The sequence below is a fragment of the Pseudomonas fragariae (ex Marin et al. 2024) genome, assembly GCF_059621105.1.
In genome coordinates, this window is record NZ_CM184369.1 from 1,116,314 (window position 1) to 1,128,488 (window position 12,175).

Annotated in this window: 8 protein-coding genes and 4 pseudogenes; 10 read left to right on the top strand and 2 right to left on the bottom strand. The window is 59.5% G+C overall.

The features are described 5' to 3' along the window. Window positions 1–348: 348 nt before the first annotated feature. Together AC54XV_RS05015 and AC54XV_RS05020 are read left to right on the top strand one after the other, a co-directional pair. Window positions 349–987, top strand: a pseudogene (locus AC54XV_RS05015) (PAS domain-containing protein); the annotation flags it as partial. 150 nt (window positions 988–1,137) lie between these two features. After that, window positions 1,138–1,572, top strand: a pseudogene (locus tag AC54XV_RS05020) (methyl-accepting chemotaxis protein); the annotation flags it as partial. A gap of 88 nt (window positions 1,573–1,660) precedes the next feature. Here AC54XV_RS05020 and AC54XV_RS05025 read toward each other — a convergent pair. Together AC54XV_RS05025 and AC54XV_RS05030 are read right to left on the bottom strand one after the other, a co-directional pair. After that, window positions 1,661–3,232, bottom strand: a pseudogene (locus tag AC54XV_RS05025) (alkaline phosphatase D family protein). Continuing rightward, window positions 3,229–3,792, bottom strand: a complete 564-nt coding sequence (locus AC54XV_RS05030) for a GNAT family N-acetyltransferase (RefSeq protein ID WP_024660594.1) — start codon at window positions 3,790–3,792, stop codon at window positions 3,229–3,231. Before AC54XV_RS05030 ends, AC54XV_RS05025 begins: the two are co-directional and overlap by 4 nt. A gap of 201 nt (window positions 3,793–3,993) precedes the next feature. On the opposite strand from AC54XV_RS05030, the gene AC54XV_RS05035 reads away from it, so the two are divergent. The 8 genes and pseudogenes from AC54XV_RS05035 to AC54XV_RS05070 all read left to right on the top strand — a co-directional run. After that, window positions 3,994–4,401 (top strand): ExbD/TolR family protein, encoded by a 408-nt coding sequence (locus AC54XV_RS05035; protein WP_003345964.1) that lies wholly within the window; start codon window positions 3,994–3,996, stop codon window positions 4,399–4,401. 2 nt (window positions 4,402–4,403) lie between these two features. After that, window positions 4,404–5,168 (top strand): energy transducer TonB family protein, encoded by a 765-nt coding sequence (locus AC54XV_RS05040; protein ID WP_032656645.1) that lies wholly within the window; start codon window positions 4,404–4,406, stop codon window positions 5,166–5,168. Window positions 5,169–5,188: 20 nt separating this feature from the next. Beyond that, window positions 5,189–7,471 carry a TonB-dependent receptor gene (locus AC54XV_RS05045; RefSeq protein WP_003404752.1) on the top strand — a complete coding sequence of 761 codons (2,283 nt, stop codon included), beginning with the start codon at window positions 5,189–5,191 and terminating at the stop codon, window positions 7,469–7,471. A 24-nt stretch (window positions 7,472–7,495) separates the two neighbouring features. Further along, a complete protein-coding gene (locus AC54XV_RS05050; protein WP_003404753.1) occupies window positions 7,496–8,146 on the top strand; it encodes a MotA/TolQ/ExbB proton channel family protein in 651 nt (216 codons plus the stop codon). Window positions 8,147–8,209: 63 nt separating this feature from the next. Next, window positions 8,210–9,451 carry a phospholipase D-like domain-containing protein gene (locus tag AC54XV_RS05055; RefSeq protein ID WP_024660596.1) on the top strand — a complete coding sequence of 414 codons (1,242 nt, stop codon included), beginning with the start codon at window positions 8,210–8,212 and terminating at the stop codon, window positions 9,449–9,451. Between the two features lie 49 nt (window positions 9,452–9,500). Next, window positions 9,501–9,986, top strand: coding sequence for a GNAT family N-acetyltransferase (locus AC54XV_RS05060; RefSeq protein ID WP_024641693.1), 486 nt, complete (start codon window positions 9,501–9,503; stop codon window positions 9,984–9,986). A 318-nt stretch (window positions 9,987–10,304) separates the two neighbouring features. After that, a complete protein-coding gene (gene mltA / locus AC54XV_RS05065) occupies window positions 10,305–11,507 on the top strand; it encodes a murein transglycosylase A (RefSeq protein ID WP_060409472.1) in 1,203 nt (400 codons plus the stop codon). A 91-nt stretch (window positions 11,508–11,598) separates the two neighbouring features. Further along, window positions 11,599–12,091, top strand: a pseudogene (locus AC54XV_RS05070) (alginate O-acetyltransferase AlgX-related protein); the annotation flags it as partial. Window positions 12,092–12,175: the final 84 nt, after the last annotated feature.

Genomic DNA, 12,175 nt, shown 5'->3' on the forward strand with positions numbered 1-12,175 from the left:
GTGTGGCCTCCTCATGGGCATGCTGCAAGTAAGTGAGTTTAGCAAGGGCGGGTCGATCCGTTTGACCTGCTGCGCATGCCCTTTGTTTCGCCTTCAAGGCGCTCTTCAGTAGGCTGGTATATTCCAGGGTTTTGCCGTTACAGCCCGCACGTGCCGGGACAACATACACCAACCCCATCTGCCACCATCAGACGAAATGCCTTAATCCCGTCTACGCTTGTGTCGATATATACGTACAACCTCACTATGGGTGCCGTCATGTTCAACACTCGCTTGAAAAAGGAATTACAGGCACAAAAGGCCGAGTTATCCATGTACCGGCAGATGCAGAAAGGGATGGATGCGCAAATGGTCTGTCTGACTCTGGACGCCAACCACCACATCGTCCACGCCAACGAGAACTTTCTCAATACGCTTGGCTACTCGCTCGAGCAATTGCTGGGTAAGGATCTGGACCACTTGGTGCCCACTTACGTCAAACAGCTTGATTGCTACCGCAGTCTCAAAGTGGCGGTGCAGAAGGGCGAGTCGGTCATCGACAGGTACCGTTTTCTGCATGCCGATGGCCGGCTGATATGGATTCGCGCCCTCTGGCAGCCGGTGCTGGATGAGCAGGGCAGACTGATGACGTTGCAATGCTACGGATCGGACATCACCCAGATCGTCGAGACCGCTGCCGAGAACTCTGCGTTTATTCAGGCATTGTTGCGCTCCACCGCCGTGATCGAGTTCAACCTGAGCGGCCAGGTACTGACTGCCAACGATCAGTTCCTGCGTGGCATGGGTTACAGCCTGGCGCAGATCAAGGGTAAGCATCACAGCATGTTCTGTGATCCGGCAGAAACCTCTCAGGCGTCGTACCGGGAATTCTGGGCGATGCTTAACCGTGGCGAGTTCGTGGCCGGACGCTTCAAGCGTATCGATAGCAACGGGCGTGAGGTCTGGCTGGAAGCAACCTACAACCCGGTCCACGATGCTCAGGGCAAACTCTACAAGGTGGTCAAGTTCGCCACGATGGTGACCGACCAGGTGGCGCGCGAAGAAGAGGTCAGTCAGGCCGCCAGCGTGGCGTTTGAAATCTCCCAGCAGACCGACGTCAGCGCCCAGCGCGGCGCGGATGTGGTGCAAAACACTGTCCAGACCATGCGCAAGATTTCCGAAGAAATGCAGACGGCCTCCTCGGGCATTGAAGCGTTGGGCAAACAGTCACTGCTGATCAATTCTATCGTGCAGACCATTGGTGGCATTGCCCAGCAGACCAACCTGCTGGCGCTCAACGCCGCCATCGAGGCCGCGCGTGCCGGTGAGCAGGGCCGTGGCTTTGCCGTGGTGGCTGACGAAGTCCGCCAACTGGCAGGCCGCACCAGCGCCGCAACCGAAGAAATCGTCAGCGTCGTGCAGCAAAACCAGACGCTGGCCGATGAGGCGGTACGCGGCATGGCCAACAGCCGCACTCAGGCGGAGCAGGGATTGGTGCTGGCCAACGAGGCCGGTGCAGTGATCGTCGAGATTCAGGAGGGGGCCAAGCAGGTGGTGGGCGCCGTGGGGCGGTTTGCCAATCAGTTGAAATGATCCTGCTGTGCCTCCGCTGCATGGCGCAAACGCCTAAGGCCCGTCAATGCGGGCTTTAGGCGTTTCAATGTTGACTCATGTTCAGGCGTCACACCGCAACAGCCCCCGCCTTGCCAGCCTCCACCACAAAACGCTTCAGCGTCGACAAGCTCGCCGCAGGGTCCAGCACATCCGACACCACTTGAAAGCGGGTCTGCATGTGCTGTTCGTTCAGGTCGACTGCCACTTAGCCGCGTTGACGGCTGTCGAAGAACTTCACGTGTGGGTTGAGGCCGAGAATGCTGTTGAAGGCGTCGAACGGTGGCCCGCTGGAGGTTACCGAAGTGCCGACGAATTCGGTGGCGACGATGGCTGAATCCGGATTGCCGGCGTCGGCGTGCAGGTCGGTGGTCCAGAACGAATGGATATCGCCACCCCAGAACACCGGGTTGCGGGTCTGGTGGCGTTGCAGGGAGGCCAGCACGCGCTCGCGGGTGGTCATGTAGCCGTCCCAGCCGTCGGTCCAGTGGCCCTGCGCCTGGGTCTTGAGATCGCGCTGTTCCAGTGGCGCGACCAGCAAATCCTGGGCAATGACATTCCACTGTCCGGGAGACTCGGCGAAGCTGCGGTCCAGCCAGGTTTCCTGTTCCCAACCGAGCATGGTGCGTTTCGGGTCACGCAGATCCGGGCAGTCGCTGGGCGCGACGTGACCTCGACGGCTGCCGTTGGCCTGGATGCAGGGTTGCTCGGAGCGGTACTGTCGACCGTCCAGCACGTGAAAACGTGCCAGACGCCCATAGTCGAGGTTGCGGTAGATACGCATTTCCTGTCCTTTGGGCAGGCTGCTGGCGCGCAACGGCATGTGTTCGTAAAACGCCTGGTAGGCGGCGGCCCTGCGGCGCAGAAAGCTGTCCACCGGCACGTCGGGGTCCTGGGACCACTGGGCGGCGTAGTCATTTTGCACTTCATGGTCGTCCCAGGTGGCGACGCTCGGCGCACAGGCATGCAGCGCTTGCAGGTCGGGGTCGGTCTTGTACTGCGCGTATCGGTTGCGATAGCCCGCCAGGTCCATGGGGTCAGGTGTCGCGTGGTGACGCGGGAACCGAGGGCTTTCCGAGGATACGTTCATCTCATAGATGTAGTCGCCAAGAAAGAACACCAGATCCGGGCGCTCCGCGGCCAGGTGTCGATAGGCGCTGAAGTATCCGGCTTCCCAGTGTGAACACGACACGAAGCCAAACCGCGCCGAGACCATCGCGCTTGCCAGCGGTGCAGTGCAGGCCTGACCGACAGCGCTTTGCGCCCCCAGGCTCTCGAACTGATACCAATAAGGACGCCCAGGCTGCAAGCCGCTTACTTCGACATGCACCGAATGGGCAAGGCGCGGGTGGGCGGTGGCCTGTCCTGTGCGGACTACGTGAACCATGGCCGCATCGCTGGCGATCTTCCAGCGCACCTCAACGGGTTTGTTCAGCCCGCCATCACCCGAGGGCGTCATCACCTTGGGGGCCAGGCGTGTCCATATCACGAAGCCGTCCGGCAATGGATCGCCAGACGCCACGCCGAGCGTGAACGGATAATCGACCCCCGCGCTGCGCGCAAACGGGCTGAGGATCGACAGCAATGTGGCACCGGCCACTCCGGTGATGATGCGTCGACGGTCCGGGTTGAAATCGGTCATGACGTGGCCTCCGATGATGCGTATTCGGAGCGCAACAGTCCGAACAGCAGCATGTTCTTGAACACACCGTTTTTCAGAAATGCCTCTCTGGTACAGCCCTCATACGATAACCCGCACTTCTCCAGGACCCTGGCGCTGGCCGGGTTGTCGCTGAAGCACTGGCCGGCGATGCGGTTGAGGTTCATGTCCGTGAAGCCATGCCTCAGCAAGCCTTTAGCCGCTTCGCAGGCATAACCCTGATTTTGGTATTGGATTCCTGTCCAGTAACCCAGATGGCCGCTGCGATGCGACAGCGAAAGGCGTAGCGAGACGATCCCGGTCAACGCTCCGCTTTCCTGAAGGTGAACCCCGAGGCTCACCGTCTGACCGGCGGCGTACTGGTCATGGGTCTGTGCGATGAATGCCCGCGCATGCTCAAGGGTGTAGGGGCTGGGCAGCGCAGAGGTCATGGCCGCAATGGTCGGTTCGTCGGCCAGGTGTGACAAGGTGAGTGCTTGTTCAGGCTGTAACGCAGCGAGCAGCAGACGCGAGGTTCTGATAGTGGGCAGCGGGTGACTCATCCGTATTTTCCGTCGGGTTGAATGCTCAAACGCTGGCGCGTTGTTATGGCATTTCCGTGACGGCCTCAAGAATCATTTAAGTGTCATGAGATGTACAGGTAACAGCCATGTAACAGTCATGTATCGGTCTTGTAAAACCAACCGATCGGTCATGTTCGGTTGCTAGATTCTCGGCCTCTAACAAGAAAGCGAGAGGCTGGCATGAGAACGTGGGACGAACCTAAAAAGCGCAAGGCGCACATCGAACTGATCCCCATGATCGACGTGATGATGTTCCTGCTGGTCTTTTTCGTATTGGTAAGCCTGAACGTGATTCCAGCGTTGGGGATGAAAACCCAGTTGCCGAGTGCCAGCAGTTCACAGCAGCTCAAGCCGCAGAACAAATCGATCCTGACGCTGGGGCTCAACGGCGAATTACAGCTCGACGGCAAGGCGACCACGGTCGACGCCCTGGTGCCTGCCTTGAAGGCGCTGGAAAAACCCGACAGCAAAACCACGATCATCGTTAACAGTGACAAGGGCGTGGAAGTCGCCCGGCTGGTCGAGATTATGGACACCCTGCGTCTGGGTGGCTTCACGTCAGTCTCCATCGCCACGCGCAAATCCTGACCATGTATTTTCTGTTTCGTGTACGTCAGTGGCTCGGCGGCCTGCCTGCGCTGGTGGCGCTCATCGCAATCGTGATCGGTGTGCAGACCCGTCCGCTGAAAATGGAGCCGGTCTACGACGAGTCGGCCGTGGAGCTGGCGCTGATCGAGCCCGAGCCGCCTGCGCCCGAGCCCGTCGTGCAGCCCGAGGCGCCTGCGGTACAGCCTGACGAGCCGCCACCTCCGCCACCTGTAGTCGAAAGCGAAGAAGCCGAACCGGCGCCACCTCCACCGCCGCCCAAGCCCGTTCCCAAGCCAAAACCCAAGCCGGAGATCAAGCCAGAACCCCGGCCTAAGCCCTTGCCCAAACCGGCAGTGGCAAAACCCGTCGAGCCGGTTCAGGCACCCAGTAAGCCGATCGCCAGCGCCCCGGTTGCGCCGCCGTCACCGCCTGCGCCACCCGCACCACCGAAGGTCGACACCCAGGGTATGGAAGGTGGCTACCTCAAGGGGCTGCGCAGTGAACTGGACGGTTACAAACAATACCCGACTGGCCGTCAGGCCTCACTGGAGCGCCCGAGCGGCGAGGTTGTGGTGTGGTTATTGGTCGACCGCCAGGGGCGAGTGCTGGACTCCGGCATTCAGACCCAGGCCTCCAGCATGCTGCTCAACCGTGCAGCCGCCAACAGTCTGCGACGCATCAAGCAGGTCAAGCCGTTTCCCGAGCAAGCCTTTGGTGGACGCAGCGAACAGCGCTTCACCGCCACCTTCAACTACAGCGTGCAATAGCACTGACAAGGAACAAAGTGATGAAGTTTTCCAGAATTCACCTTGCGTTGGTCGCCGCGGGCATGAGTCACGGCATGGTTATGGCCGACTCGAGTGGCAGTGACGTCGGCACCATTGGTGTGCAAGGCAGGGCGACGGTTGGGGGTGGCTACATGGTGCAGGAGGAGAGCATCAAGGCGCGCTCCACTGTCACCAAAGAAGCGCTCGACAAGCAGACCGCAACAGGTAACGCGATCGACAAGCTCAAGTACACACCGGGCCTGAACATCTCCAGCGAAGACGCCACGGGTCTGTCCGGCTTTCGCTTTACCATGCGCGGTCTCAACTCCGATCAGGTCGGCATGTCGGTGGACGGTATGCCGATCAACGACTCCGGCAACTACGCGCTGTACTCCAACCTGCTGGGGGACCCGGAAAACATCGATCAGATTTTCGTGACTCAAGGCTCTGCCGAAAGTGACGGCCCGCACATCGGTTCCAGCGGCGGCAACATCGGTATCGTCACCATCCGGCCCACCAAGGAAACCGGCGCATTCGTCAAGCAGGTGGCGGGCAGCAACGGCACTTACAAGACCTTCGCGCGACTCAACACCGGAGAAATCAACGGGCTGAGCAACTGGCTGTCGATGTCTCACACCGAAGGTCAGAAATGGCGCGGCGATGGCGCGGTGCGTGCCGACAAGGTGGAGTGGAACAGCTTCTTCGACATGGGCTCGGGCAATACCGCCAACCTGATCCTCAAGTACCACGAGCAGGACAACAACAGTTACAGCCAGCTCACCAAGAGTCAGTTCCAGCAGAACGGGCGCAAGTTTGACCCTTATCCTTCGACGCCTGCACTGGGCAGCAACGGCAAATTGTCCAGCTACTACGAGCTGGCGCAGAACCCGTTCCAGACGTTCACCGGCGTGCTCAATACCCAATTCAAGCTGGCCGACAATCTGTCTCTTTCAGTCATCCCGTATTATTTCTGGGGTAACGGCAGCGGCGTGAACAGTTCTTCCTATGCGCTCAATCGCGGCTCGAATCAGAACGGTGTGTTCGACCTGAGCAACCTGCCGACGGCGGCGGCTTATAACGCAGACGGGTCATCGACCACTGGCGTGTATTACCGGCCGTCGCGCACGCAGACCTGGCGTCCGGGCATCACCACCAAGTTGAACTGGGACGTCAACGACGAGCACAGCGTACAGGTCGGCTACTGGTATGAACGCGCGCGCCAGTCGCAGACTCAGCCGTTCATCCGCCTGAAGAGCAATGGCAAGCCTGAAAGCATCCAGCCGGATTCGGACTACATGGTCGATGCCAACGGCAACGAGATCCAGGGCCGTGACCGCTATACCGTGACGCCTGCACAAAAAGTCTGGGCTCAGGACACCTGGTATTTCGCCCCGGACTGGACGCTGGTCGGCGGCCTGGCCTTCATGAACGTCGAACGTGAAGGCACCAACCACGGCAGCCTGACCGAGCGGCCGGAAAAGCGCGACCAGACCTACAACAAGCTGTTGCCGAACCTCGGCCTCAAATACCAGCTGGATGAGCGCGACCAGTTGTTCTACAGCCTGTCACGCAACATGCGCGTGCCGCAGAACTACGTTCTGTATGACCCGGGCACCGGCTCCATCGACAGCAAGCCGGAAACCAGCTGGAACCACGAACTGGGCTGGCGCTACACCGAACAGGACATGACGCTGGCGGCCACACTGTTTTACCTGCAGTTCAAGGACCGTCAGGTGTCATCAAAAGACGTTAATGGCGACTTTGCCGACATCAATGCCGGTGCAGTCGACAACAGCGGTCTGGAACTGGAATGGAGTGGCCTGCTGCCGCACCATTTCAATTACTACACCTCGTACACCTACACCCGCGCCAAACAGAAAGATGACCTGACCGTCTTCAATAACGGTACCGCCATCGAACTGCCGACCAGTGGCAAGCAGTTTACCAACGTGCCGAAGAACATGCTGGCCGCCAACATCGGCTACGACGACGGCAGTTATTACGGGACCTTTGGCGCCAAGCTCACCAGCAAGCTGTATGGCGACCTGACCAACGACGAAAGCATTCCGGGGCGCACCATCTTCAATCTGGGCGCAGGTATCTACCTCCCGGTGGACAAGAAAATCGTCAAGGACGCCACCTTGCGTCTGAACGTCGACAACCTGTTCGACAAGGAATACCTGGACGGCGTGTACACCACCAAAACCAACGCGGGCACTTACAGCGGTTTCCGCGATGGCGACCCGGCCTACATCGTCGGGGTCGAGCGTACCGTCACCGTTTCTCTTGAAGCCAATTTCTAATTTCATTGACCAGAGGTCCGTGCCATGGACATGAATCAGCTTCACGACATCACCTTCTATGTGATGTACGCCGCCATCGCGATAGCGATCTTTGTCGCGATCGAACGAGGCATCTACTTCGCTTACGTGCGTCGCCAGTCGCGGGCGCTGCAAACGGCACTCGGTGCTTCGGTGCACAGTGAAAAGGATCTGCCGGAGACGCTGACACGCCGGACCAGCCTGCCACTGGAAATGGTCCTGCCGGTGCTTGCGCAAAAAAATGCGCAGGGCTCGCGCAGGGATCTGGATGACGTCATCGAAACCCAGTACCTGAGCACGCGCGCACCGCTGGCCCGTAGCCTCTGGCTGATCGAAACCATCACTACCGCTGCGCCACTGTTGGGCTTGTTGGGGACGATTCTGGGCATCATCGACACCTTCAAGGCCCTGGCCAGTGCCGGGGTCTCCGATCCCGGGCAGATTTCCGCCGGTATCGGTACAGCGCTGTTCGCGACCGGGCTGGGTATTGCCATTGCCTTGTTCTGCGTGGTCTTTCACAACTACTTTCAGGACAGCCTGGAACGCATCAACGACCAACTCAAGATCCTGCTGATCCGTGCTTCCAGCGGAGCACGTGTGCATGACGAGGCCGAGCATCCGGCTGTTTCGGCTCAACCGAAATACCGCACGGCCTGATCCAAATAGCGGCGCGTGCTCTGGCATGCGCCATCTTGTCTGTGTCTGGCGATGAGGCTCGCAATGCCCTTTTACCCTTCATATCGTCGACTGTCCCTGAGCTACCGCGCCGTGATCGCAGCGTTACTGCTGGGCAGTTCGTGCGCGCAGGCAGATTTCGCCATCCCGGGCTTCGAGCTGGTACATACCGTGCCGGTCGGGTCTGACCTGCAGACGCCTGACCTGCGAGCACCCGGCGAGGTCTGGCGCGAGCTGTTTGACGGGGCTCGCGAGCGTATCGACATCGAACAGTTCTATGTCGCAGACCACGCAGGTTCGGTCATGGACAAGGTGCTTGAAAGCCTGACGGCAGCCGGGCAGCGCGGAGTGAAAATCCGGTTTCTGCTGGAAGAAAAAGGCCTGAAACTTTCCGACCCGCAGACCCTTGAGCGACTGCGCGCGATCCCCAACCTCACCTTGCGCGTACTGCCCTACGCAAAACTCACGGGCAGCGGCATCATTCACGCCAAATTCCTGATCGTGGATGGCCGACAGGCGTTCATCGGCAGTCAGAACTTCGATTGGCGCTCACTGGAGCACATTCACGAAACCGGCCTGCGCATTGACGAGCCGACCGTCGTGGGCAAGACGCAGGCCATATTCGATCAGGACTGGCTTGCCCAGGCTGCCATTACCGAGGGCAAACCGGTGCCGTTGCCGCGCCCGATCAATAGCGCATTGCCTGACGGCAACTACCTGATCGCCAGCCCGCAGCGCTATAACCCGCCAGGGGTCGTCGACTCCCAGACCGAACTGCCGCGTTTGCTGGCGCAAGCCAAAAGCGAGGTGCGTGTCCAGTTGCTGGACTACGCGCCCCTGTCCTACGGGCCCGACAAAACCCGGCCTTACTATGCGGTCATCGATAATGCCCTGCGCAGCGCAGCCGCCCGCGGTGTGTCGATAAAACTCATGGTGTCCGACTGGAACACCGGCATGCCCGAAGTCGCCTACCTCAAGAGTCTGGCCCTGGTGCCCAACGTGCAGGTGCGCATCGTCACACTGCCGATGGCCGATCAGGGTTTTATCCCCTATGCACGCGTGATCCACAGCAAGACCATGGATATTGATGATCAGGTGGCCTGGGTAGGCACCAGCAACTGGCTGGGCGGCTACCTCGACAACTCGCGCAATCTGGAAGTGGTGATGCACGATAGCTCGATGGCCAGGCGCATCGGCCAACTGCACGAGCAGCTTTGGGATGGACCGTACGCCAAACCCATCGACATCAATCGCGACTACCCGGAACCGCATCCGGGCCAACCTTGACCGTAAGCAGATGGTTAGCCGAAAGGGTAGCGTTAGTGAGGGGGCTGACATGAGCTTGATCGTCCGTGCCATGGCAGACAGTGACTGGTCTTCGCTGGCTGATATGTTTGAACAACCGGTATTCCGTTGGTGGACGCTTCGCATGCCGTACCAGTCAATCAACGACATAAAAAAGCTTGTCGAAAGTCGAAGTGCTTCTGGGCTGTCCCTCGTTGCCGAGCGCGATGGCGTGGTTGTCGGCTGCGCCATGCTCTATCGTTTTCAGGGGCGCAGGCAGCACGTAGCTGATTTCTGGATGGGGGTTGCAGACAGTCATCATCGCCAGGGCATTGGTGACTTGTTATTGAACGAGCTCACCGCCACTGCCTGTCGATGGATGAATTTAAAGCGCCTGGAGCTTACTGTTTTCGTTGATAACAAGGCCGCTATCGCGCTGTATGAAAAGAATGGCTTTGTCATAGAGGGCACGCACAGGAAATTCGCCTATCGAGATGGCGAATACATAGACGCTTTCAGCATGGCAGCAGTCTACTGAGATCTTTTAAAAGAGCCTCGGAATGCAGCCTGTTTGTTATGAGGTCCGAAGTCGGGTCCGTGCAGCTCGTCCCTGACACTTAAAGCGGTGCGAACCAAGGGCGCCCATAAACCGTTTGAGCTATTCCACGCAGCACCGGCCCAACGCGTACCACTCATGAGCGCTGACTTGCTCGACTCCATCTTTCTCCTACGCCGCGTCTCCACATCATCCTGGCTGACTTTTCAGACAAACCCTAGGCCCCTCTGCCCGCTTCAGCCACAATGACACCTTTCACCCACCAGCCTGCTGCAGGCTGTAAACGGATTGGTGCTACTGATGATGCTCTCTTTCAAGCCATGGTTGCGGGGCCTGGCGCTGGTTTTGCCTCTGGCTGCGTTGCTGACCGCGTGTGACAAGTCCGACAAACCGGTGACGCCGTCTGCGCCGCCGCACACCACGTATAGCCAGGCTGGCTGGGACGCGCTGCCGGCGGTGTCGGACGCGGATTTGCAGGCCGGTTTTGCCTCGTGGCGCAGTGCGTGTGTCCGTTTGAAGGCCGATGCGGTGTGGGGGCCGACGTGTGCGGCGGCTGCGAGTCTTGCGGCTGCACCGGATGTTGCGCAGATCCGCACCTTTTTGCAGGAGCAGTTGCAGGTCTACAGCCTGCGCGCCGACGGGGGCAGTGCCGATGGTTTGATCACCGGTTATTACGAGCCTGTCTATCCGGGCAGTCTGACTCAGACCGCCACGGCCAATGTGCCGGTGTATGGCATTCCGGACGATCTGATCGTGGTCAATCTGGACAGCATTTATCCCGAGCTAAAAGGCAAGCGTCTGCGCGGTCGGCTTGAGGGGCGGGTGCTCAAGCCTTACGACGACGCTGCAACGATCAGCACGCAGGGCTTGAACGCGCCGGTGATTGCCTGGCTGACCGACCCGATGGATCTGCAATTCCTGCAGATTCAGGGCTCGGGGCGCGTGAGTCTGGAAGATGGCTCGCAGCTGCGTCTGGGCTATGCCGATCAGAACGGTCGTCCGTATCGCGCAATTGGTCGCTGGCTGGTAGAGCAGGGGCAGCTGAAGAAGGAAGACGTGACCATGGGCAGTATCGCGGCCTGGGCCAAGGCGCATCCGGAGCGGATCAACGAGCTGCTGGCGAGCAATCCCAGCTACGTGTTTTTCGCCCGTAACCCCGACAGTAATGAAGGCCCGCGCGGCTCGCTGAATGTGCCGCTGACCCCGGGCTATAGCGTGGCCATCGACCGCAAGGTGATTCCGCTGGGCAGTCTGCTCTGGCTCTCGACGACGCGGCCGGATGGCAGCAGCGTGGTGCGTCCGGTCGCTGCTCAGGACACGGGCGGTGCGATTGCCGGTGAAGTACGCGCCGACCTGTTCTGGGGGACCGGCGACGAGGCGGGCAAGCTGGCTGGCGACATGAAGCAGAAAGGCAATATCTGGCTGTTGTGGCCCAAGGGCATGCCGTTGCCTCAGTCCGCAGAAACAGCTCCTGCAGCCACCCCGGCTGCTGTCAGTCACTGAAATCCCTTCACCTCGATAGCTACCGTCCTGCTCAATGGATAGGTAGCTATCTTCTTCATGCACCCGTTTTCCTTCCAAATACGCTTGAGATAGCGAAATGCAATGGGGCGAGAGTGCTGCCAACAGCGCCGCCAGAGCCATCGGTTTGCAGGTGGAAAAAGCCGGCATTCAGGCCACTTCACAGCGTCAATTCCAGATTTAGACGTTACGCATTGCCGAGTGCCCCGGCGGACTCGACTGGTTGCCGTCGTCATTACAACCTGCGCCGTAAAGCGTGGCCGCCACGCAGATCACCGAGCTTGCCAATGAATCGACGGAGACAGCAAGCTGCCCAACGTCGCGCTGATCGGCACGTCGTTCTCGCGCAATTCGGGTTTTGTCGGTTTTCTACAGCGCGCACTCGGCGCCCCGATTGGCAACGTTGCCAAGGACTGCGGCGAGCTCTTGGCAACGTTGCCAACCTTTACTTTGACAACCCGGCCTTCCGCCAGACGCCGCCCAAACTGCTTATATGGGAAATTCCCGAGTGGGATCTGCAGACCATTTATGGGAGGGTCGACAAGTTAGATGTACCTGTAAAATAAAGCTCGGGCATACCCTGTTCGAGACAGGGTTACGATTATCAAGTCTCAGATGGAGGAACGCCCGGCTGAAGCCGGGCGTTCTTT